Source organism: Spiroplasma sp. DGKH1 (assembly GCF_040940205.1).
In the GTDB taxonomy this organism is placed as follows: domain Bacteria; phylum Bacillota_I; class Bacilli_A; order Mycoplasmatales; family Mycoplasmataceae; genus Spiroplasma.
The window spans coordinates 48,485-73,043 of the sequence record NZ_JASTWG010000008.1; the positions used below are offsets into that span (position 1 = coordinate 48,485).

The window sequence follows — 24,559 nt, forward strand, 5'->3', positions numbered from 1 at the left end:
TTTATTCCTCCTTTATAACATTATTTGCTTTATCAAATTTTTTCATTGTTGCTTTGTTCTGAAGATATATTCTTTTACTTCTGGCTTTTTGTCGCTCCACTATCTTTTGCATTTTTTCTAAATATCTTGCTAATTCATAACCAGTTATTTTTTTACTAAATAAAATTCCTTCTCGATCTCAATACATATATTCATAATTTTTTGCAATTCCAACTTTGATATAATGTTTATCAAATTTATCTGGATAAACGCATTTAGAACTAATTTTAATAATCGCAAATGGAGTTGCCAAGTTCATTATTTTTAAAGGAATTTTTATATTTCCATTACCATCTGTTTCTGCTTTGCTTTTTATTAATCATTCAGTTTTTAATTGAAAATTAATTCATTCTGTATTTTGCGTCATAATACCACCCTCCTTAAATATAAATTGCCAAATAAATACCCATAAATAATAATGCTAATAGAAAACAAGAACCTATTATGGAAATTAAAATGTAGAATGTTTTTTTAGGTTTTTTCTCTCACTGTTTAATTTTTAAGCCTGTGAGTTTTATTTGCTTTGCTCAAAATTTAAGTAAGAAATAACCAATCACAAAGATAGTTATAATAAAAATGAATATAAATATTGTTAAAACATATTTCATATAATTATTTCCCCTTTCCTTTATATAATTGTTCAAAAATAGATTTGCTCTGTAACTCATAAAATGTTGATAATGAATTATGTCTTTCTTCAGCAATAGTTCTATTAAATGTCACCATTAGTTTGTCAAAGATATTTCATTTTATTGTTTTCTTTTTATTTAAACCAAATCTTTCATTAAACATTGTGTTACTTGTTCTTGCAATTGATGGTGATCGTTTTCCTTTCCTTGAATCAGGTATTTCTTTTTTAATAAACTTTAAAATATTATTGGCAATTGCTGATTTTAGATGTTCAATTCGATTACTTTTATAATTAATAGCTAAATCAGTTCTAACTTTATTAGTAAGTGATTCATCAATCATTTCTTGCTGTTGATTATCTAATAATGCTTCATATTCTTGATAAACTGTTTTAATATTTGTTGTATTAATAAATTCATCTAAAAAACTATCCATATATTTTCTAGCTCTTTTAAAATTTGAACTATTGTATTGTAACCTTCCTTTTGCCGGAATATGTTCTAACAGTTGATTAAACTTTTTAGACAACTGATTGTCTTCATCTCCTTGATAAATTTTTTTAATTTCATTTCATGTTAACGTATCTTCTTTTTGCTCCATTGCAATGGAATTACGTAATGAATTTAATTTATGATACATAAGAGAATTGTTCTTAATATAGCTATTAATTTTATATTTAAATTCATCTCAAGCTTTATTTCTTGAATTTTTACTCATTTTACCAGAATCAGTAAATTCATACTTACCAGTTTTATAATTTAGCCGTTTTGGTTCTTTTTCTCAAATTAGAAAATGAACATGCGGATTATCAGTATTCTTATGAAATGCAGCTCGTCAATTAACATTGCTTGGTTCCATCCCATATCCTTTAATTAAAGTTTCAATACAACTTTGAGTTATTTCCATTGCTGCTTTTTCAGTTGTTATTTCATATTGTGCTGCAAAGTCACTATCTAATGATCAAACTCCATCAATAAAAGTTGCTTTGGTTTTGCGCATTGATTTTTTAGTTTCTTTAATTTCATCTAAAGATATTTTTCCTTCTGGACCAAATAATCCAGTTGAACCAGGTCTTTTTGAATAATAATCAAATACTGTTCCATATTCTTTTAGTGGTTGTTGTGCTATATCACTTATATTTAATAGTTGTTCATGAGTATGTGATTTATTAACAATATCAGTTTCAATTTCATTACAAATAGCTTCTTCACGAGTTACATAATCATATCATCCATTATCTGAATAATATTTATATGTATCACTACCATATTTTGAATAACGAATTTGTCTTCCAACCACTGGTGGTGTTGATTTATTTCATTTCATTTATATCACCATAAGTAATATTGTTAATAAAATTATTAAAATGACTGATATTCATATAGTAGTTAATGATAAGTTTTTAATTAAAACTAATTTTCTCGTTTTATAAACTAATGCATTATTACGACATTTTAAATACAATATTAATGCAATTAAAAATGAAGTAAAGAGCAACACATATCCAATTGAAATAAATAACATAACATCAACTTCTTTTCTATGTAAAAAATAAAAAATCGGATACCAGCATAAACTTATACTAAAAAGTATTTGTTTAATTGCCGGTACCCGAAGTACACTTTGGCATATTTATTTTTACAAATAAATTATACCATTTTAACTATTTTCTTTTTTTCTTTTTTCTATTTTTAATATTTTGTTTATTCTTAAATTTTTGAATATCATTTAAACCTTTACTTTTATGATTCATAATATTTTTTACAATATTCGGTGAAGATTTTAATAATCAAAATCTTTTTACCTGATATATAATTTCATTTAAATAAACTACAGTATACATTATTTTCATACACATATATGCTAAATCAACTAGAAAAATTCTTATATTTGTTTTTGATTTTTTTGAATAGTACGTCAGAGATTGTTCAATTCAATCAATATGATAATCTCTATGAGCAAAAGCATTACGTAATTCAGAATCAAAAGTTTCTATTATAAACTTGTCAAACTCTTCATCTCCTAAAAATTTTTCTTTTAAAATTGCACCCTTACCTTTATCTTTTTCAATAAATTCAGTAAATGTTTCTTTTGTTGTATCTCTTAACTCATCATAATTATTTCTGTGTCTTATATTATTTAAACCAATAAGAATCATACTAACTTCAATTAAATTTTCATATGCTTTTTCATAAAATGAAATTAATTCATAAAATGAAACTGAAGTCATACCATAGTTTTCTAAATTCAAATCTTTAAAATAATCAAGCGAAAATACAGGAATTATTTTGATAAAAATTGCATTAAAATCATTCATGATATCAATTAGTTTATTTTCATAGTTATCTAATAGATTTGATGATGAAAAAAAATCTAAAAATATAATTCCTGATTCAGTTGTAATTAATTTTTTAATATTCTCTTGAATATATTCAATATTCTTGTAAAACATTTTATTTCCCAAAATTTTAGCAAAATAATAAAATTGTACATAATGCAAATATCTATGTATTTCAAAAATCTCATTTTCATTGCCAAGCTTAATCATTTCTTTTAAGAAACCTCATTTATCCAAAATTTCTTCAGCATATTTTTGTATATATTCATACTGTTTATTCACTCATAAATCATTAATAGTTTTTATTTTCGGTCAATCTAATTGGTATACCAAAAATAACATTATTTTTTTCATATATTCATCATAATTTTTATGTTTGATATCAGAAATTGTATTTAAAAAAGGAGTCTCAAAAGTTGTATTTTTAATGTTACTATATTTCTTCATCTTTGTTGTAAAAAAGTCTGGTGCTAATTCAATAAAAAACAGTTCTTCATCATCAGAAGAATCATCAAGTGATTTAACTGGAGAATATATTGAATTTGATAGTAACTCAACTTCAACATCCGTAATTTTAATTTTAATTTCTGTTTTACAATTTCCACAATAAATTATTGCAATGTATGAATCAACAAAAGTACTAACCTGTGATCTTATAGAAATTAATTGATTACATACAGAACATTTTAAATTATATCTTGTATTCATATATCATATCTACTTCTTTCTTGAAGTATTTTAACATAGCTTTCACTATTTTAAAACTCCAAAGCAATAAACCCATAGTTTCGTTTATCTAAAACACCAAAGCAGGAAAAGAGTTGTCCACACTTTATTGAAAACACCATATAAAATATGGCGTTTTCGTGTGTCCAACTCGTATTAAAGTATGCCCAGTTTTGTTCCCACATACTGCAAAAACTTAATAAATTAAGTATTTTTTGTGTGCCTAAAACTGGGCATACTTTGGACAACTTGGAAAACCAAGTTTCAAAAAAAGGACATGAGTCCTTATTATTCGTTTATTTCACTACTTTTATTCTGAGTATTTAATATTGATCTTTTAATAGATAAATTTATATCATCAATTTCAATTCGTATTTTAGTAATTTCTTCTTTAAGTTCTCGAGTAGAATGAAATTTCTCTTCCTCAATTAACTCATCTAGTAGTTCAAATAATTCATTTTTTCGACTAATCAAATTACTTGTATTTAATTCTTCTGATAATTCATTTAAAGTTACTGAATCATTTACTATGCTATTCTTAGTGAAACTAGTTAAATCAAAGAAATGTTTATTTGTGAATTCTTGATCTGTCATAGGCATATTAATAATATTAGGAACCATACCTGTTACATAACTCTCCACTTTTCACATAGGAATAAATTTAGTTTTCATAGGATTTTCTTTTGTATAAATAACTATTGCTTCGTTTGGTGGCATTTTTAATAGCTCATCAGTTCCAAATAAGTCTACTCCTTTCTCTGTAGAGGATTTATTTTTGTCTGAATATGAGTGAGAAATGATTGTTTTCTTACCAATAAATTGATTATAAAATTTAGCAGTTTCAGTATCCATTGTCTGAATAACGATATGCATATGGCAATTATCAAAAATTACTTTTGACATATTTCGATAGTTATTTTCTAATTGAGTTTTACTTTGAATAATTAGCATAAATCAGATATTTCGCCCTCCAGAAATTGACATTTTTCTATCCATGTCTGGAATTTGCAATGTTGGAAATTCATCTAAGATAAAGTAAAAAGGACGTTCTAATTTCCCATTAGATTTATCAGTTTCTTCTACTAATACTTTATATAATTGAGTAACAAATAAACTTACAAAGATATCCATATCTCTTCGTTCATCAGGAGAAACAATGAAAAACACAGTTGGTTGATTTGAAGAATTAGATAAATCTATTTCATTTTTAGCTATTAAATTTCTAATAATAGAATCTCCAAATTTGCTAAGTTTAATTTTTAGAGTTGATACTACATCATTTAATGCATTCTCTGAAGCACTAATAGATCCTGCTGCTATTCTCGCTGGATGTGTTGATGGTAGGCTTTCAAAATATTGTTTTAATGAATTAACATCATTTACTATTGGTATAATCTCTGCCATGTTAAATTTATTAATATCAAGGCATTTATTTTCTTTCATTTCATATAAAATACTAATTAATATACCTTTAGTAATATCTCTTGCTCCATTATTTCAAAAAGCATCTTTTTCATTTGTTGAGAAAAATAAAGTTTCACATATGTCATTAATATATCCAAATGCTTTTTGCTTAAATAAATATGATTGTAAATCTTTTTTGGTTTCTAACTCTTCATCTTCTAGCATACAATATTTTTCCCAGTTAATAAAGGCATTAGCTAATACATTTCATGAACATGAATATTCTGGATTTCTTAAGTCCAATTTTATTACTTTATAACCATTATTTTGAAACATTAATGAATCTGCTGCATATAATTCACCTTTTGGATCTGAAATACATAAACTGGGTTTTACACTACTATGCGCCATTACCTGTAACGTTGGTTTTACAAAACCTTGGGTTTTTCCTGCTCTAGTACCAGCAATAATCATTGTATGTGCCTCATTTCTAATATTAACAACTACTTTCCCTTTTTTTACTTCTTCACTTCGTACTACAACTCCATAATTTTTACCAGGATTAGTCATCTCAACTTTTATATAATTTCTTTCAATCTCTTTTTCAGTTAATCATCTAGCAGAACCATAAGTCTTGCTTTTGGAATCATTAGAAAAAGATTTGTTTTTAATAGATAGTAATTTTCAAGTAACAAAAATTATATATAGTACTAAAGCAATTAATTCAATATAAATTAATGTGTTATTGGGATTAGTTTTTATGTATTCCATAACGATATTAATTCCCAATTGTTTAGTTTTAATAAATGCTAAGACAAAGCTAGTTGCAAATAAGATTGAAATTAAATAAAATGGTAATAATATCATAAAAAAGATCAATAGTTTTTTATTTTCTTTTAGTTTAGTTTTCATTATATTGAACGTCCTTTTGATTTATTTAATTTAATCTCAATACATTTAAGGCATTCTTGTTCAAACTCAATTGATCTAGTATTTGAATTAATATATGGAGTTGTTAAATCCTTGTTACAAGTAATACATTTTGGAATATTATATTTATTAATTCCTTCAGTTAATACATCGACATACATATTTTGAAAATCATGAGTAAAATCTCTTTCAATTTTGTTTTCTCTTTTTAGTTGCTTATTTTCTATTTCAAGCTTATTTACATAATCAGGTGCTAACGACAACGTATTAATATGCACATCATATATTTTATTAATAATTTCTTGTTGAATTTTTTTATCATTTATCACATTGTATTTATTATGAACTTTATCATTACACTCAATTTCACTATCTGTAACTGACATCATTGCAGATACATCCAATAATGATTCTTTACCCTTATTGTTGTATTTAATATGGATTTTAGGCTTATATTTTAAAACTTTACCATTTGCTTTATTTACTGTTTCAAATGGGATTATTTTATATAAATAACCAGTTTGACCAACTATAACACCTGGTCGTTTTTTAACATATGTAACATCTCATTGTTCTTTACCATTAATAGTTACTTTATTAATTTGTATTACTTTAGTATTTTTATTATTTAATTCTTTAGCTAGTACATCACGATGAATTTTTCAAAATCATACAATGTTATACATGCGATATTTTTTGCTCATCTGAAACCTCCTTACAAATAAAAAAATCACTTTACTAAGAAGTGATTTTACTCGTGCGCACTTATTTCTAAGTACATAGCTCATATGAGCAACTCGCACTTATATTATACTACACATTTTGTTTTAAAGTAAACCACTTTTTAGTAATTTTTATGTAAAAAATAAAAAATCGGATACCAGCATAAACCTATACTAAAAAGTATCTGTTTAATTGCCGGTACCCGAAGTACACTTTGGCATATTTATTTTTACAATAAAATTATACCATTAACTTGCAAATATACTATTATATAAATTTAACTACCTTTAAAAAGCTATCTAAATCTATTTTCTCCATATTATATCTAGTCCTAAATTTATTAATATATCCTAAATTGGCAGTGATTAATTCATTATTATTTTGATCTTCTTTAAAAAAAAGGTAATAAATTTTAAACATATGTTCTTTTAATAATTTTAAAATAAAATTATTCAATTGATAATCTGATTCACCAAATGAGTATCCAAAAATAAATATTATTTTTTGCATATGCTCATTTTCATATAATTTAAATTTAATTTTTTCATAAATTTCTTGAAGCAAATACAATGGATAATTATTTAAAAATAAATTTGGGCTTTCATTTTTAAAAAGAAAATTATAATTTTGATCTGTATATAAATCAACATTTGTATTAGTAGTTCCTAAAATAAGTAACTGATAATATTTTTTATATCCAATTGTTGTGATGGTATCAACTCTATTGCATTCCGCACATGGTTCAGAATCCTTGTTTTGAATGTTTGTTTTTTTATATACTATTTGTGGCTTTGAATAAGATACTCTCGCACTTTTATTTAATGAAAAATTTTTAAGACTTAAAATTTCTGGCGCTGATCCAAAAGTCGCAAAATTAAGAGAATTACTAGTTGATTTTGAATATAAATTTGCAACATAATCAAAAAGATCTGTTCCAAAAGCAATATAATGAAGATAATGAATTCCAATAGTTGTTGAAAAAAATGCATTACTATTTGGATGAATAAAATCAGCTAATGAAGTATAATTTAGTGAAATTATTTCATTAAAATAATTATTACAAAAGGTATTTAATCTACTCAACTTTTTTTCTAATTCTAAATTAGCTTTTTGAGATGCCTTTTGATTAATTTCATTAAAATAATAATACTGCATTGAAAAACAGAATACTTCATAACCAATCTTTAATTTTTTATATATGGAATCTTTTTGGCTTATTTTTTTTATAGTTTTTTTTAAGAAAGATACATAATCAAGTTCAAATTCTGTAAAAAACTCAATAATATCATTCTCGATGTTTGATCAATTTTCGTTCAGTTTTTTATTAGAAGATAGTCAATTTTCGTAACTTTCTAAAAAATATTTTAATTCATCAAATTTAGTTTTTGCAATGCTTAATTTATTATATGCATTTGAATTAATAACACTTTTTAGTCAATTTAAAAAATCATTTATTTTTGTTTGTTTACCTAATGCAATATCTAAACCATTTCCAAAAATTGCAATAGAATAAACATTAATTTTATCTAAAATTGTACTATCTGAATTAATAACTTCACTCATAATTAAACATTTTAACCTCAATAAATTATCTTTTTTTATTACGTTCTCTTTCCAACTCTAATTTTAATTCTAAAATTTCTTTTTCTTTATTAAGTAATTCTATTTGTTTATTATCTTTATTATAATTATTTTCTATACCAAAGTATTCGTAAAAATTCTTATTTGTACGTCTGTCTTTGATTTCTGGATAACATGATCAAGCATATTTTACTTCATCTTCATGCTTTCAATCTAAAACTCTAGATTTATATCCAATTAACTCAATTCCTTCTAAATGTGCCCGAAAATATTTATTTTCTTTTTCTAATTGTTTTTTATATCCTTTTTCATTAATACCAAACCCTAGCATTCTACCCAGTCCCATAAAAACACCAACTTTCTATATATAATTATACACAATAAAAATGGGAAAATTTATTTTTTCCCATTTTTTTCATTTGACGTAGTATATTTGTCGCCATAAGAAAATTTATTTTTTAAATCACTACCAGTTGACGTTGATTTTTTGCCTCCTTTTTTTCATTCTCTTTCAACTTCAGATCTAATAATATGATTATCTATTTTATTTTTAAAGTCATTAGCATTCTTTAGTTTATTCATGTACTTAGCATATTTTTTGTCATCAATATCATATTTATTTAACTTACTATTAAATTTTTCAATTTTACTATTTGCATTTTTTAACAATATTTGCTTTGTCTCTCTGGTACCCCTAACTTCTGTAAGAATTGCTGGATTTAATGCTCTTCCTAACTTAACAAATGGTTTACTTACTCCTTGCCCTATTTGTTTTACTACTCCTTTTACACCACCTGCTTTTCCTGCATGATACAAAGTAGCTACAGTTGATGCAGTACCTGCAGTTATTGCTGCAGCTGCAGCAAATGCTCTAGCTAATCCTGGTCTGGCAAATAATCCAGCAGTTCTTCGCTGAGGTACTTGAATACCATTTTGCATATTTTGTTCCATAACTTGTTGGCCATAGGGCATTGAAGAGCTACCGTCACTTCCTAAACCACCTAGCCCTGCTTTTTGTGCTGCTAATTGCGCCTTTTTATTTTTACCAAATCCAAATGCTTTAGCAGTCATTTTTGCTGCTCCTGCTGCAAACATACCAGCTGCCATGGTTGATTTAATTGATGACATTCCTTCAGAAATTCCAACAGCTTCACCGGTTAATGACGCAATAATGGTTGAAAATGATAACATTGCAAGGCCACCACCAGCCATAAATAATAATAAGAATAAACTTTTTGCTGATCAATCACCACCCAATCCAGTCATTCCGTTGGATACTACAGCCTGTAAAGCAGCAATGAACACATAGAATCCAATAACTACTGCCGTGGTAGCTAGAAATTTAGCGATAACCATATCTTTTCAAATATACGCTCTTTTTCCATCATCAATCACCATGATAATACATACCACCGGTGAAATAACAAATAGAAAAAATAACTCAATAACTTTTTGAACTAATTGTAATCCCACCATACAAATGGCAAAGAACATAAAGAATACTCCAAATATTTCAATAAATAAGTTGTAATCCATAATGTTACTTGGTGGGGCAAAATTACTTGGTGTTGCTCCGGTTAATCCATTTGGATCACCAATATGATATAAATAATCTGCTAAAGTTGAACCATTACCAAAACTCCCTATTAGCAAACTAGCAAATGATTTAATACCATAATTAGCTACTAAGAAAAAGATTGGGATTAAAAACATAAAGGCAAAAGCTTTAAATGAATTTAAAATACACTGGACAAACTTTGTTTTATTTTCTACATGAGATTTAAACTGAATAACGATGACTTGAATAACAAAGACAACAGTAAATAATACCACTGCTGTTATTACAAATCATCAAAATTGCATTGGTAAATGTTCTAATGAAAAAACATCTTGGCCTCCAAACATTAAATCATTAACAACACCACCGGCTAAATATTGTAAAACAAATTCAAATGAATTAATAATATTTAACGGTGCCATTACAAAGATACCTCAAATCATTTCTCATACTACTTTTTTTAATGGATCAAAGAAACCCATAAAATATAAATTTGTTGTTAATAATTCAGTAATATGCATATTAATTATTTCCTTTCTAGGAACCTACGGTTGGGGTTCCAACTGCCGTTAATACAATACTTACTATTGTTGGCACTAATACAGCTGCAATAATACCGACAATTGGCCATATTAATGATTTAACATATGTTGAACGTTCTTCTGGATTATCTGATGATTTAACAATGTGATAAGCAATAATTACTACTTTAACGGAACAAAATAGTCCTAAAAGACCAAATAATACTCCTAAAATAATATTTACTCAAACTTTCATTGTTTCAGTAACACCAGAAAGATCTGGTCCTGTATCTGCTATAAAATTAAAAATATGTTGCATATTATATTCTCCCTTCTTTTATTGATATAAAGATAATTCTTGTTCTGCTATTGTAATTTGTTTTGTTACTGGCTTAATATCTGAATCATTGTATATATCTGGTAAATTTTGCATTGATATTAACTCATTTGTTAAATGTTTTAATTCCCCTTTTGTATATATTGATCCAACTTTAAATCCTAAAATTTCATTGATAACTGATTTTAATTTATTAATATCTTGTGGAGTTAATAATAAATCATTAAAACTTATAACATTATCACTTAACTCTTTTGCAGCAGTTAATTTACCATCTAATTCGGATGAATTTAACATTCTATTAAATGCTGTAATAACACTATTAATAGCATCGATAAATTCTGTTAATTTTGATGAATCATTATAATAGATTTTAATAATTTGATATGCACTATCTTGAGTTTTTGCAATGTCATCATCAATTTGAATTTGTAATCCTGCTAAAAATTCTTCGTAATCTTGTTCTGTAGGAAAATCTGATTTATTAGCAGTATTAATACCATCTTGCATATCTGGAATTTCATTTAAATATGAATTCATTAATTGTAAATAATATTTAATATCATGAACTTCTGGTTCTGGGGGAACAGGCGGATTTGGTTTGTTTCCTCCACCACCAAAACTAGTGCCATCACAAGAAACTAATAAAGTTGTAGTAAATGTAGTTAAAGTAACTACAGCTAACAACGATAAAAGCTTTTTCATTTTATTTTCCTCCTTTTAAAGTTTGATTTCATCTTCTATTCATAAATATGAAAGTAGCTAAACGATATTTTGCTGGCTTATTCTTGCGTTGACCACATATTTTTAAATTATTGCTTTTTAGTTTCCAATGAACTTTATTTTCTTTAAATTTCTTTTGCATAAATACTCCTTCCTAGCGTGTCATAGCGTGATATAGTGTTAACTGTTCAATTCTAGTATTTTCATTAGCTTCTTTTGTTTTATTTTGTGGTGAGTTTTGTTTTAGACCATCTTTATAATTTTGGTAATCTAATCTTTCAGCATTCTCTCTAGTTTTTAAGATACTTGCTAAATCTTTACCTAAAATTTTAATATCTGGCTTTACTTCAGATTCTTTATTAGAATTAATAAATTTTAAAGTATATTCTGCATCATTTTTTAAAACATATTCTTTTCGAGGGTCATTAGTTTTAATATTCCCTGACTTATCTTTTAGTTCATGAATATATTTTCTAGAAATTCAAACAGCATAATCATTAACAACTTGATTATTTTGTGTAAATGAAGGTATTTTTAAAAATATTGATGCTTCAGTTTTAAATACTTCACCAGTTTTGGAAGTAAACTCTTTACCACCAGCACTTTCAGCTTTAATATTAAAATTCTTTTGAATTACTGAAGTATATTTATCATTAAAACTTGAAGTTTGTTTAACTTTATTATGATAAGTAACTTGTTCATTCATATTTTGTGATTGTGATAATTTCAAAGAATTAGTTTTAAAACCTAATATATCGTTAACCATCTCACGTGACATATTGGTTTCTTTTGCTAGACAATTTAAGTAAAATTCTTTTGTAGTATTATCTTTAATTGAGATCATCATATTTCCAATTGAATAAATATATTTTTTTACACTATTTAAATCTGAAGTATTATACATATTTTTAGTTCTTGTCATTAATCATGACATCGGATGCATTTTATTATTTATCATTTCTTGAATATTTTCTTTTGATTGAATTAATTCATCAGGATCTTTATCAGTAGAATTATTAACAACATTAACTGTTAAATCAGCATCTAATAGTTGTTTACTAATCTTTAATGTTGCATCCATTCCTGGTTTATCTCCATCCAAGAAAACTGTTACATTTTTAGTTAATTTACTAATTTCTTTGATATGATAGTCACTTAAACTAGTTCCCATAATTGCAATTGTATTATTAATATTTTCTTTTGATAATGCTATTGCATCCATATAACCTTCTAAAATAATAAGATCATCTTGTTTTTTTATCTCATTAACTGATTGATCAATATTATACATTAATTGACTCTTCTTAAAAATTTTAGTTTCAGCAGTATTTAAATACTTTGGAATTCCTTCTTTTGGTTCTCCAATGGTACGTCCCGAGAAACCAATGATATTCCCTTCTTTATCTTTAATAGGAAACATAATCCTTTGAGTAAAAAAATCATAATGTTTTTTATAATCATCTGTAACTCTAATTAATCCGGCTTCTTTAATTTCTATTAAAGAAAAGCCTTTTTTCTCTAAAAAATCAGCTAACTTCGTAGAATTTGAATCTGCTAAGCCAATTGAAAATTTATTAATATCATTGCGATCAATATTTCTGCTTTCCAAATAAGCTAGTGCCTCACGTTGATCAGAACTTACTACACTGAGATTATTTTGATAAAATAATGCAGCTTGCCGATTCATTTCTATTATTCTGATTTCTTCATCACTATGTTTTTCTTTCAATATTTTATAGTTATCTAAAGACTCAAATTTTAAATTTGCATTATCAGCAGCTATTTGTAAAGCTTCTGGAAAACTAATATTGCTAATTTTTTGAATAAAATTTAATGAATTACCGGATTCATTACAACTAAAACATTTATATCATTGCCTTTCTGGTGATACAGAAAATGATGGATTAGAATCCTGATGGAATGGGCAAAGTCCAATGTAATCTCGTCCGCGTTTATTTAAGTTAACATGATTTGTAATTGTTTTAACAATATCATTACCTTTAACAATTTCTTCAATTTGTTCTTTACTAAGCATTTATTATTCCTTCTTTCTATTAATTTTGTAGTAAAAATAAAAATGCCCCATATACTTATTTAATAAAGTTTATGGGACATCTCTTTTACTAGTACTTAATTTTGTAGACGAATAAATTTATTTACTAGCAATAGTTATAAAAAATAAAAACTTCGTGTCCCGACATAAACTTATACTAAAAAGTATTTATTTAATTGCCGGTACCCGAAGTACACTTTGGCATATTTATTTTTACAATAAAATTATAACACAATTCAAATATTTAAAACTTTAAATCATTTATAAAAAATTCCATTTGGATTTTTTGTCTTTCATTTAGTTGTCATATTTTCACTTCCTAACATTAGCAAAATTTTATATCATACTTTCTAAGAAAGATTAGTTTTAGCATAAAATTTCAATAAATTGTTATAATTAATTACATAGACAACTTTTTTAGGAGATTTTATATGCCAGTAAACTTTGAAAAATATGAGACTTATTCAATTAATTATAAATCTTTATATAATTTTCTTAAAGTTCAACCAATTTTGTATTATAAACAAAATACTAAAAAATATTTAAAAAAATGAATTAAAGTACTAAAGTTTCTTGATTATAAGACAACCAAAAAGTTTAAAAAAGATAATTCAAATTTTATTAAAGATGCAAATAATAATCTTAAGTATGAAACATTTCTTCAAACTTTTACTTTTAACAATAATATTAAAATTTTAATTAACTATAGAATAGATCTGATTGAAGATTTTTTAACTAAATACAATTTATTGAATAATTGAAATGAAATAGACATTGATTTGTTTAAAACAAATGAATCAATTATTTCATGAACATTAGTAGAATCCTTAACACAACAACCCATTCAAAAGAAACCAATTTATTTAGCTAAATTTAATGACGGGATAAAAAAGTGAATATTAATTGATGGAAATTTTAGAATATCTCATATTATTAATTCTAGGCAAAAAACCATTAAAGCTTACTTATTAACTGAAAATTTTATGTTAAGAAATAATATTTTTTTAAGTAAATTTGATAAATATCTATATGCTTTTATTAATGAAATGCAAACTTTTCAAGAACTTTGAAAAATTAAACATGTACCAGATAAAAAACTAATTAAAAATTCATTTTTATTTAAAAATGAATTTATTTCTCAAATTTAGATTTTATTTTTTTTAAATGTTCATTCCTCTTTATACCAATTCCACTTATTGTTTTTCCAAAAGAAGTGATTTGATTTTTATTTTGTTCTTCTATACAAAAACTATTACAAATTTGACTATTAATTACACTTACAGTCCTATTTAATTTAAGCATCATTATGTCCTGAATTTCTTGATCATTAAAATTATAATATACTTTTAATTGTTCTAGTATCAGAAAGCAATCTGCTAATTCTTCTTTTATTAATTCTTTGTTGGTCTTTCCTTTTAAGTTTTTACACAGTTCTTTTTGTAATTCAGCCATTTCTTCTATCGCCTGAATTATTTGTTTATCACCATAATATGTAATAATTGGTTTTATTAAATCTTTCATTTATTTTTCTCCTTCTTATTTAAATAGTTTTTAATAGCTCTTTAAAAATGGCTTCTAAAACTGGAACTACAATTGAATTACCTGCAAGTTGATATAATGCTGTTTTAGGTAATTCTTTAACTTCCTCAATATCTAGTTCATTAAATCCCATTAATCTTCAACATTCTTGCTCTGTTAAAACTCTTAAATAATAATATTTACCTTCTATTTCAAATATTGGAATATCATCACCCAAATATTCATTTGCATCAACTAGTACTTTTTGTTTTGTGGATAAAGTTAAAGTATTAATATTGCCATCAGGCATAGCAACTATGTTATTTTGATGAACAGTTGATAAAGGAATAATAATGTTTCCTTCCTTTTCTCTTATTTTTCCTGCTTTTCTAGGTGAACCATCAGCTAAAGTATAATTATAATCATCATTAACTTTATAAGTTTTTATTGGAATTGCTAATTGCCCTGGTCAACCATGAGCAGTAGTTATTGTAGGCAAAATTGCTTTTTTATTACTTGTATCAGTAAATGTACTAACTTGAGTATGATTCATAATAGGAATTTGTGTTTTTCCTTGATTATTAAAAGTATTTTTATTTATTGGAATTGCTATTTTAATTTTGGAAGATGCCATAATTGTAGGTATTTCACCATTTTCACTATTAACAATATAATTATCTTTATTAAAAGTTGTAATTGGAATTTTAACAACTCCCGCATTGTTTCAACGTACTTGTTTAGTAGTAACACATTGAGCAATGCTATCTACAATTTTTATCTTGCCTTCTTGAATTGCTTTCGCCATTGAGGGTTGTTTGATATAATATGATTTATCTACATTTTGGTCTAAAAAATCTTTTAATGATTTTCTAACTTTTTTAAAATCTCCTTCAGTAAAACCCATTAGTTTTCAAGATTCTTGTTCTGATAATTCTCGTCAATGTAAAATATTTTGAGAATCAATAAATCCAATTTTAATTGGTACAGTTACATTTATTGTTCCTACATATGAATTTATTTTTCAAATTCGATTATATGCTCCATTAACCAGTTTATTGTCTGTTGCTCGTGGAATTGTATAAAAATTACTATATTCTTTAAATTTAGATTCTACCTTTCAAAGATGTCCTTTTTCTAAAAAATATGATAAAGGAATCATTTCATTTTCTTTAACATTCTCTCATATGAATTTTTTATTTATTGAATTTAAAATTGATACTACAAATACACGCTCACGATTTTGAGGAATTCCAAAATCTTTTGAATTTAAAACTTTATAAGTATTTGTATATCCCAAATTTTCTAATTTTCATAGATAATAATTAAAAAAATATCAATGACAAGCTTTTTTAGTTCCGTTACTTTCTAAAATATCATTAATATAATTAGAACAATTTAAATCTTTTTCATAACATGAGTAATCTTTATGATTTAATACCCCCTTAAAATCATCACATGATATACAATAACCATATTTATGTTTGCATTTTTGTAATAAACCTTTGACATTTTCTCAAACTATATACTTAGGTTTATGCATTAATTCTTTTTCAATTATCCTAATAGTTTCTAAAAATAATAAACTTCTACCAGATTCAATATTCTTTTTACCAGCATTGCTTCAATCTTGACAAGGTGAACCATGAACTAATAAATCAATTTGAGTATTTCATTTACGAACATCTTGTGGTGAATATTTATTTTTAAACAAACGATTATAAGCAATTGTTGCATAATCTAATACTTCAATATAATCTGTTGATTTAATGTCATATCCTAAATTTTCTAAAGCTTTACGTGGTGCACCTATTCCCCCAAAAATTTCTAGAACTTTAATTTTTTTATTAATTAAATTCATTGTAATTGTGCTCCAGGTAAATTTAATTTATATGTAACTCAAAGACATCCTTGATTGAATGAACTGACACAACCTTTAAACTTAATTCTCTTTTTAAAAATTAGTATCTGAATATTACTATTATGTTTTTCAAATAAGTTACCTCTAGGTGTTGTTTCTAATGTTCTTAAAGGCAATAACATTGCAAATGGAATATCTAGTTTAAATAATCTTTCTAGTATTTGATTTTGAATACTAAATGGTGGATTTGAAATAATAAGATCACAATTTTTAGGTGGTTTTGTAGTAAAAAAGTCATTTTGCAAATCATCAAAAATATGTGTTGCTTGAAAATTTGATAAATTATTGTTTAAAGCTTCTTGTCTAAATTCCGATTCTAAATGATTAAAGGGTAATCATATATTTCGATAAGTACTAATATTAATTCTTTTATACATATCTTGCACAACTCATTTTGGAGTTTCTACATGATCTTTATCTCTAATTTTTGGTTCAGATGAAACTATCCTAAATTCTGTATTTGCCATAAATTTCCTCTTTCTATATCAGTAAAATATTTTTTAAGCTAGGAAAATATTTTCCTAGAAATAAATCTCTTTATAATTTGAAATTTGAATAGTTTCTATCTCACTAAATAACTTGTCATTATCCATAAAATTAAATTTAAGTTGTCCAAAATTATTTATTTCAGAAGTAACTAAAATTTTATGTTTAATTAATAATTTTTCTATTTCATTGAATTCTTCATACATATAATTATTTTCTAAAACTTTTATTTTTAATGAATTCTCAGCTTCTTTTAAAGAATTAAAACTTTCAATTAATAATTTTCAGGTTTTGATAACTAAATTAAATTTCTTTAATTTTATTCATTCTTCTAACTTGTTAATCTTGTTATATTTAATAGCTTCATAATTTTTCATTATAAATCTTTGCACTCTTTACTGCTTGAGTTGTTAGAAGAATGTTGATTTAATAAGTTTAATATTAATCCCAATTCTTGGATATTTAGTTCTACTTTAGTAGTCAATAATGGCTCTGACACTAAATTTTTACTAATTAAATTACTATCTATATTTTTTAATATTTCATTTAAGACAGCTTTGTATGATTTGTTAATTTTTAATGATAATAATATTTTTTCTGATAATTCATTTTTACATAACATAATTAATTGCCTCCATTCTTAGCAAGTAATATTAATTGCTTTTTGATATTATTAATTTCACTAATTTTTTTGCATAAACTTTTCTTTTTGGTTGTAAAAGAGACTGATGGAATTATAGCCACATATTCATTTTCAGTTCCTATTTCACCAATTTTCCGAATAATTATTGATTCGTATTTAACTAAAGATATTATTTCATTGACTACTTGATCCATCAAAAATTGCAGTTCACTCTTTAAATCAGTTTTATTATTTTCTATCATATAGATCATTCCCTTCTATTTTTTCTACTATTAATTTTTCATTAGCTTTTAATAATCTAAAATTGTTCTTGTGTTTTAACAATCAACTTAAATGTTCTTCTGCAGCAGCACGATTTGAATATGAATAAATACGTCCTTTTTTATTTGTGTAATATCCTATATATTCTGATGTTTCAATATTTTGAATTATAATGACTCACATAATTATGTGCTCCTTCCTAAGGCTGCAAGTTGATTAATTAATTGCCTTAAAAAATCAAAATGTTTTTGACAAAGTACAATACAGTTAAAACTAGTGATAATTGCATATTGCGGTAATGATTGATCAAAATCAACAGTAGGACATACTTCACAAAATGAATCAGCAACTTTTGTTGTTCTCTTTTCAATATGCAGTTTTTGAAAAGTTGGTTGATTATCGCTCATATATCTAATTCCTTTCTATACTTTTTGAACTAAATGGTAAGAGTTATGTTGGTAGTATCAAGTTTGTTCCGCACATGTTGTTTTAACTTTTTATAGTGATGTGCCACAACATACTTTTTACTCAACATACTCCCTGCTCTTTGGTAAAGTTTTTTAGCTAATGCTAAGTTGAATTTCATATCTTTAGAAAAAGAAACTATTGGATTTTTTACAAATCCTTTAATTTTAAAATGAATATCATCTAATTCATTTACTGTTGTTCCTTTCGCCTGAATTCTCTGCATATCAACTAAATAGTTGAACAAAAGTCTGGCAGAGTCACTTTTGTATCGATTAGTTTGAGTTTCACCAATTGCTTTTTTAGTATTATCCTGATTACGTACTTCAATAAGTTTTTTCTTGCCACGATATTCTACTTTTTGAAATAATTCTTTAGTTACTTTATCTAAGTTTATTTCCTTGTTTATTACTAACCTAGTTTTTTTAGGTTTTAATAGATTTTTGCTTCTTCTAAATAAACGACATTTATAATCCGTTAAATTTTTCATTTTAAATGTTTTACCTTCAGTAACAGAATAAGGATTTTCATAAAACATTTTAGTAATGTATTTTCCCATATAAGAAGCTATTTTACCCATTGTGTCTGATTCTTCAATATCACGTTGAGTAATTCTGATACAGGTGTTAAAACCATGTGGTCATAATTTTTCAAGAACTTTAGAATTAAAGATTGTCTGATACTTCACAAACTTACCATCTTTAATTTTTTTAGTTGTAAGTTTTTCTAAATCCATATCTACAGTGTTTTTCAACAAAATATGAAAATGAACTGCTCCACGTTCTTGATATTCATAAACTAATAATCACTTATACTCAGCATTTCTAGTTTTTAAATATTTATTAAATCTCATGTTAAACTTATTAAAATACTCATTTGCAGTTTTAATATCTGTTAAATTTTCCTTAAAAGTTAACGTTATAAAGTAATCATTTGGTCTAAAATTCAGGTAAACAAAATCTTGAATATTCTGTCTAGATCTATTTAAACTTGAAACTGATTTTGAAAAATTTTCATCTTTGTCAGTTTCAGATGGTGTATCTAAAACAACAGGATCACTAACTTTTGATCTACTAAATTTATTTCATGCATATGAAATTGGTGCATAGACAGCTGGTTTTAATTCAATTCAATTGTCATCTTCATCTTTTCACATAACAGCTTTTTCAACTTTAATTACAGATGGTTCATTCCATACTTTATATGGCATATTAGAAACTCTTATTCTTGCAACATCACCTACTTCTGTTAAAGTAACAACTGTTCTTCTTTCAAATTTTTGACCAGCTACGAAACTCATTTTTAACCTCCTACTTGACTTTTGTAGAATATTAAAAAAACATCCATATTTATAGACGTTTTTTTAATATTAGGAGGTACCTAATTTTTTATTCTATCGCATTATTCATAATATTATATCCGATTATTAAATTTTATTATTAAAAATTGACTTAATAAGTTAATTAAGTCAATAATAATGCCGGTTCTCTATTTAAATGGTTTTTAAAAATTTTATTAACTCCAAAATGAACAGCCAAAATCATTAATATTGAAAAGACAAAGGTAAAAGCAGTATCAGAAATTCAGTGCATACGTTCAACAATTAAGGCAAAATTCATTGAAATAATGTGAATTAATCAAATTACAAATAATCCTTTTACTTTTCAGTTTACTTCTTTATTATCACTATTTTTTAAAAATAAAATAATTAACGCCCCGGAACAAAAGGTCGCATTAATATGACCACTTGGAAAAGCATACTCTCATGGGAGATTAAAAACTGGCATATTAGGATTATCAATTAAACTAGTTGGTTTCCACCAAGGGTATTGGTATTCTCACGGAATATTATCAACATAACCGCTCCCTAAATTATAGCCATATTTAAATTCAGATTGTTGGAGGTAATGGCTTAGTAAATCCGGGTGAGCTCTTATTAAATCTCCAAAAATAGCATTATAATAATATGTTCGTTGAGTTGATCCCTTTAAAATAGCTACTACTAAATAAGTAATAATTAAGAAAGAAACCCCTTTCACGGCTTTAATTCATGCTTGCTCAGTTAAAATTCGGTTTGTTTTAACTAATTTAAAACGAACATAGTATAAACCTAATCCTAATAAAACTGTTTGGTAAATAAAAACTAAAATTGAACCAGTCAATCGATATTTCATACTATCAAGTAAAATATAATCAATCCCAACCCCAAAACCTTCATCCGTTGTGGAAATAAACGCAATCGTAAGAGAGTTGCCAATAACTCATCCTAGTCCTACGATGATATAATAACTATTTACTATTCAATAATTATTTTTAAATTTTATTTTATTCCGTTTAATTTTAACTAAAAATAACGTTTCTAACAAAATTGCTAAATAAATCAATAAGACAACAAATAATTCAGTATTACCTAATTGATTATAAAAAAGAGCTCAGTATTTGCCAAATTCATTATTTAATCCACCCGCTAGTACCGCCGCAATTTGATAATCAACACCATATCACGCGCTTGCAATTAATAATCCTAAATTAATAACAAAAATTACTAACAGAGGGATTGCAAAAAAATATCAATGGGAATTTTTGTTCGTGAAAAAATCAGCCTTAACTGACCTCGTTGGATTCGTTGACTTCATTATTTGACTGTTTTATTTTAGTTTTAATTTTTCCGAACAAAATTTCTCATCAAGTTTCATGTAATTTAGTATTAGTTTGATATTGGTAAATTGGTTTGAAAAAGTATGGAATTGCTAAACCAATTAAAATAATACCAAGACCGCTAAAGAAAGCAACCACAAATTGCCAAGGGCGTGGTAATTCTTTTAAGCCTAGGGCTCATGTAATGTCTCCCACAATGTAATTTGTGCCAAAATAGACATTAAATAACTCAACTAAGGCTAACACAATAATTCCCGTAATAATTGCAAATTGAAATGCTCGTTTTGAAAACTTATAATCTGTGAAATTAAATAAGTAGATATACATAAAACCAAACAACGTTAAGATATGGCCTAAAAAGAAAACATAATAGGTTCATTCAAAAATAGTTGGTTGTTTACTTGGAAAAATTAACGTTAAAATTGGCCCCATTACTCCTAGCGGGAAAAAACAATCTAGAAAAATTCTTTTTGGATATAAAAGCATAATAATAGCTACTCATGCTGAAATTGTACAAGCATATAAGGTAAAATAATTGGCAAAATGTTGCCATCCCTGGTTGCTTAACATTTCTCAAAATTGGGTAGCTTCCGTAATTAATAATCAAGCAACAATTGCAAAGCGTAAATACCAAGTTTTTGTTGTTTTAAAATAAAAATTAGGAAAAACTCATAAGCTTCCAACTAATAAAATTGCAATAATAATTGCCAAAACTCAAGAAAATATCACCATTTTTTTACCCCTTTAAATAGTTAATTTCAAATTCTTAAATACTATTTCTTAAAAATGATTTTAAAATAAAAAAGTATTTAAAAATTATCCCATTGTTTTAACAAATTGATTTTGATAGTATTGTTTCTTCATATCATTTCAATTTCTATAAATAATTATACTATTTTTTAAATAAGTTTTTAAAAAAAATTCTTGGAAACCTTACTTTATTTTCAAAAAATAACAAAAATTTCTAAAATCCTCTGGTGAATTTTATCTCCCTTAGAATTAAAAAAACACCCAATGGGTGTTAAATTTTAATAATATTATTAACTTATTATTAAGCATAAATTCCATACCGGTCAATTAAACTTCTGGTACGACGTTCTAACAAAATAAACAATGTGGTATTTAAAATATATTTTGCCAGAAAAATCCCAAAGAAGATAGCTAAGAATGTTAAAGTATGTTGCCAACTACTGAAGATCCCATCTAGTCCGCTTTCCCCTTCATCAACATCAAAACTTTGGTGACCAGTTGATAATAAAATTTTAGCAACTAATAATACCGCACAAGCTTCAATTAAAGCACAAATGGGAACAATTATACTAAAAGCGGTAATTTTCTTTGTTAATCCAATTGTACCAATTCGGTGGTGGTGATCATGGGGTTTTTTAACAACATGATATTCATGAATATCATGGTCTTCAATATTTTCGGGAACTCGTGATTTATAATAAGCATTAAAGACAATGTAATAGATAAATCAGGTAATGAAAACAACTAATATATTTGAGACCATAAAGAAGAACATTTCAATTCAGGTATGGTGGCCATCAATTAAATTATGTATTCATGGTAAGGCAATCCCTTCTAATAAACTAAACCCTAACCCAACAATTGAGATCGAATAAATTAAGACTAGTGTATCAAAGAACCGTACCCCAAAAGTTGCTCCCCAAGGCATGGGAACATCAAAAATTTCAATTAAACTTAATCCAATTGCAATTCCTAAAAAAACAGCAGTAGCAGTAATTTTAAAAACAATTGAGCGTTGGTTATATAATTCTTTATCAAATAATGATTTTTTAATTCTTGTTAAAATACTATCATTTTTAACATTTAAACTAACAGTGGTATTTTTTTCTTTCATTTTTTACTCCTTTTTACTATTTATAAAAATTATAAATAGTAAAAAATAAAAGTCAACTATTTTTAAATTTTTTTTAAAATATTTTCACCTAACAAATATTTAACCAAAATAAAAAAGTTATGATCTCATAACCCACGTTCTGTTATTTATATTGCTATAAATCACTAGTTATTTATCTATTTAAATAATTTCTATTTAAATTCCGTTCTTTCTTCCTTTTTAAAAAGAACAGATTCCCTTACCAAAATTTAGGTTTCTCGCTTGTGGGGTTTACCCGTTCCACTTTCTAAATTTCTTTAGAACATCGTCACTGTGGCACTTTTATAGGTACGGCGCATATTAACACATTAACTTAGCGCTAGCTACCAGCCGTCATAGGTTCACCTATGCCTAACCTTATGGTTTCGGTTAGCACAAACACTACAATCTTCGCAGATTGTGCGAGCGTGGAGTTTCCTCTATTAACTTTAATTAATAGCAACTAGTTCGACCATAACTCTTTTATAATTATATCAAAGATTAAGAATTCGCACCATTGATTTTATTTTTTGTAAAGAAAAGATATAATATAACAATAAGTGAGATAAAAAATGAAGAAAGTTTTCATAGCATACCATCTTGGAAAAGATGATGAATACAAGAACCAGTTTCTTGAAAAATTTCAAGAAAAAATTAATATTACAAATGAAAGTTATTATCCTGAGGAAGTTAATGATCGCTTGTTTAGTGACCAGGATCTTATTAATAAAGTTAAACAAGAAGTCTTACAAGACACCAATGTCACAATTGTCTTAATAGGAAGTGAAACTTGAAAACGAAAAAATGTAGATTGAGAAATTGCTGCTAGTTTACAAGATCCAAAATCCTTAATTCTGGGGATTTTCTTGGCAACTAACAATAACTATGGTTTTACCAAAAAATTAATTGATGAAAAAACAATTCCCGCCCGGTTAATTGAAAATTATAAAAAAGGATATCTCCAATTATATAATTGAAATCCTATCAGCATGAAACCATTAGAATGGATTACCATTGCTGAAGAGCAAACCGCGCAAGTTGCCCATAATAATTTAGCATTATTCCGGCAAAATCTATAAAATAGTGATATGAATATGTCAAGAAAAGTAGACATATTAAAAATAAGTTATAGGAATGATTTTCTGTATTCAACAGGACTCATTCC

General features: G+C 25.8%; 26 protein-coding genes and 1 other RNA gene. 2 read left to right on the forward strand and 25 right to left on the reverse strand.

Annotation, left to right across the window (positions count from 1 at the left end):
• Window position 1: 1 nt before the first annotated feature.
• From QPK10_RS06245 to dnaG, 12 genes are all read right to left on the reverse strand, one after another.
• The gene (locus QPK10_RS06245; protein ID WP_368487146.1) at window positions 2–406 is read right to left on the reverse strand and encodes a hypothetical protein; all 405 of its coding nucleotides are present in this window, start codon (window positions 404–406) and stop codon (window positions 2–4) included.
• Between the two features lie 245 nt (window positions 407–651).
• Complete coding sequence (gene mobL / locus QPK10_RS06250; protein ID WP_368487147.1) at window positions 652–1,995, reverse strand: relaxase MobL; 1,344 nt, start codon at window positions 1,993–1,995, stop codon at window positions 652–654.
• Window positions 1,996–2,332: 337 nt separating this feature from the next.
• Window positions 2,333–3,715, reverse strand: coding sequence for a hypothetical protein (locus QPK10_RS06255; protein WP_368487148.1), 1,383 nt, complete (start codon window positions 3,713–3,715; stop codon window positions 2,333–2,335).
• A gap of 306 nt (window positions 3,716–4,021) precedes the next feature.
• Window positions 4,022–6,049, reverse strand: coding sequence for a VirD4-like conjugal transfer protein, CD1115 family (locus QPK10_RS06260; RefSeq protein WP_368487149.1), 2,028 nt, complete (start codon window positions 6,047–6,049; stop codon window positions 4,022–4,024).
• On the reverse strand, window positions 6,049–6,753 hold the full coding sequence (locus QPK10_RS06265) for a hypothetical protein (protein ID WP_368487150.1): 705 nt from the start codon (window positions 6,751–6,753) through the stop codon (window positions 6,049–6,051). Before QPK10_RS06265 ends, QPK10_RS06260 begins: the two co-directional genes overlap by 1 nt.
• Before the next feature lie 304 nt (window positions 6,754–7,057).
• A complete protein-coding gene (locus QPK10_RS06270; protein WP_368487151.1) occupies window positions 7,058–8,353 on the reverse strand; it encodes a hypothetical protein in 1,296 nt (431 codons plus the stop codon).
• Window positions 8,354–8,378: 25 nt separating this feature from the next.
• Window positions 8,379–8,717: a hypothetical protein gene (locus QPK10_RS06275; RefSeq protein ID WP_368487152.1), complete on the reverse strand. Its 339-nt coding sequence runs from the start codon at window positions 8,715–8,717 to the stop codon at window positions 8,379–8,381.
• Window positions 8,718–8,767: 50 nt separating this feature from the next.
• Window positions 8,768–10,450: an Mbov_0396 family ICE element transmembrane protein gene (locus QPK10_RS06280; protein WP_368487153.1), complete on the reverse strand. Its 1,683-nt coding sequence runs from the start codon at window positions 10,448–10,450 to the stop codon at window positions 8,768–8,770.
• A gap of 16 nt (window positions 10,451–10,466) precedes the next feature.
• A complete protein-coding gene (locus tag QPK10_RS06285; RefSeq protein WP_368487154.1) occupies window positions 10,467–10,769 on the reverse strand; it encodes an Mbov_0395 family pilin-like conjugal transfer protein in 303 nt (100 codons plus the stop codon).
• An 18-nt stretch (window positions 10,770–10,787) separates the two neighbouring features.
• On the reverse strand, window positions 10,788–11,492 hold the full coding sequence (locus QPK10_RS06290) for a lipoprotein (protein ID WP_368487155.1): 705 nt from the start codon (window positions 11,490–11,492) through the stop codon (window positions 10,788–10,790).
• Between the two features lies 1 nt (window position 11,493).
• Window positions 11,494–11,652, reverse strand: a complete 159-nt coding sequence (locus tag QPK10_RS06295; RefSeq protein WP_368487156.1) for a hypothetical protein — start codon at window positions 11,650–11,652, stop codon at window positions 11,494–11,496.
• A gap of 12 nt (window positions 11,653–11,664) precedes the next feature.
• Window positions 11,665–13,545 carry a DNA primase gene (gene dnaG / locus QPK10_RS06300; protein ID WP_368487157.1) on the reverse strand — a complete coding sequence of 627 codons (1,881 nt, stop codon included), beginning with the start codon at window positions 13,543–13,545 and terminating at the stop codon, window positions 11,665–11,667.
• Window positions 13,546–13,994: 449 nt separating this feature from the next.
• On the opposite strand from dnaG, the gene QPK10_RS06305 reads away from it, so the two are divergent.
• Window positions 13,995–14,711 carry a hypothetical protein gene (locus QPK10_RS06305; RefSeq protein ID WP_368487158.1) on the forward strand — a complete coding sequence of 239 codons (717 nt, stop codon included), beginning with the start codon at window positions 13,995–13,997 and terminating at the stop codon, window positions 14,709–14,711.
• Here the strand turns inward: QPK10_RS06305 and QPK10_RS06310 are convergent.
• From QPK10_RS06310 to rnpB, 13 genes are all read right to left on the reverse strand, one after another.
• On the reverse strand, window positions 14,695–15,084 hold the full coding sequence (locus QPK10_RS06310) for a hypothetical protein (RefSeq protein WP_368487159.1): 390 nt from the start codon (window positions 15,082–15,084) through the stop codon (window positions 14,695–14,697). The two genes, QPK10_RS06305 and QPK10_RS06310, sit on opposite strands and share 17 nt — an antisense overlap.
• Before the next feature lie 19 nt (window positions 15,085–15,103).
• Window positions 15,104–16,939: a DNA cytosine methyltransferase gene (locus tag QPK10_RS06315; protein WP_368487160.1), complete on the reverse strand. Its 1,836-nt coding sequence runs from the start codon at window positions 16,937–16,939 to the stop codon at window positions 15,104–15,106.
• A complete protein-coding gene (locus QPK10_RS06320; protein WP_368487161.1) occupies window positions 16,930–17,466 on the reverse strand; it encodes a sugar-phosphate nucleotidyltransferase in 537 nt (178 codons plus the stop codon). The genes QPK10_RS06315 and QPK10_RS06320 overlap by 10 nt, the downstream gene beginning before the upstream one ends.
• Before the next feature lie 54 nt (window positions 17,467–17,520).
• A complete protein-coding gene (locus QPK10_RS06325) occupies window positions 17,521–17,862 on the reverse strand; it encodes a hypothetical protein (RefSeq protein ID WP_368487162.1) in 342 nt (113 codons plus the stop codon).
• Window positions 17,862–18,107 (reverse strand): hypothetical protein, encoded by a 246-nt coding sequence (locus QPK10_RS06330; RefSeq protein ID WP_368486009.1) that lies wholly within the window; start codon window positions 18,105–18,107, stop codon window positions 17,862–17,864. The genes QPK10_RS06325 and QPK10_RS06330 overlap by 1 nt, the downstream gene beginning before the upstream one ends.
• Before the next feature lie 2 nt (window positions 18,108–18,109).
• Complete coding sequence (locus QPK10_RS06335; RefSeq protein ID WP_368486010.1) at window positions 18,110–18,370, reverse strand: hypothetical protein; 261 nt, start codon at window positions 18,368–18,370, stop codon at window positions 18,110–18,112.
• On the reverse strand, window positions 18,357–18,572 hold the full coding sequence (locus tag QPK10_RS06340) for a hypothetical protein (RefSeq protein ID WP_368487163.1): 216 nt from the start codon (window positions 18,570–18,572) through the stop codon (window positions 18,357–18,359). The genes QPK10_RS06335 and QPK10_RS06340 overlap by 14 nt, the downstream gene beginning before the upstream one ends.
• A gap of 2 nt (window positions 18,573–18,574) precedes the next feature.
• Entirely contained in the window at window positions 18,575–18,796 is a 222-nt protein-coding gene (locus QPK10_RS06345; RefSeq protein ID WP_368487164.1) for a hypothetical protein, read from the reverse strand.
• A gap of 29 nt (window positions 18,797–18,825) precedes the next feature.
• Window positions 18,826–20,064: a hypothetical protein gene (locus tag QPK10_RS06350; protein ID WP_368487165.1), complete on the reverse strand. Its 1,239-nt coding sequence runs from the start codon at window positions 20,062–20,064 to the stop codon at window positions 18,826–18,828.
• Window positions 20,065–20,317: 253 nt separating this feature from the next.
• A complete protein-coding gene (locus QPK10_RS06355; RefSeq protein ID WP_368487166.1) occupies window positions 20,318–21,490 on the reverse strand; it encodes a phosphatase PAP2 family protein in 1,173 nt (390 codons plus the stop codon).
• Window positions 21,459–22,244: a hypothetical protein gene (locus QPK10_RS06360; RefSeq protein ID WP_368487167.1), complete on the reverse strand. Its 786-nt coding sequence runs from the start codon at window positions 22,242–22,244 to the stop codon at window positions 21,459–21,461. The genes QPK10_RS06355 and QPK10_RS06360 overlap by 32 nt, the downstream gene beginning before the upstream one ends.
• A 319-nt stretch (window positions 22,245–22,563) precedes the next feature.
• Window positions 22,564–23,376 (reverse strand): hypothetical protein, encoded by an 813-nt coding sequence (locus QPK10_RS06365; RefSeq protein ID WP_368487168.1) that lies wholly within the window; start codon window positions 23,374–23,376, stop codon window positions 22,564–22,566.
• Window positions 23,377–23,499: 123 nt separating this feature from the next.
• Window positions 23,500–23,869, reverse strand: an RNA gene (rnpB, locus tag QPK10_RS06370) — RNase P RNA component class B.
• A gap of 97 nt (window positions 23,870–23,966) precedes the next feature.
• Between rnpB and QPK10_RS06375 the strand changes: the two genes are divergently transcribed.
• On the forward strand, window positions 23,967–24,473 hold the full coding sequence (locus tag QPK10_RS06375; RefSeq protein ID WP_368487169.1) for a TIR domain-containing protein: 507 nt from the start codon (window positions 23,967–23,969) through the stop codon (window positions 24,471–24,473).
• Window positions 24,474–24,559 lie beyond the last annotated feature (86 nt).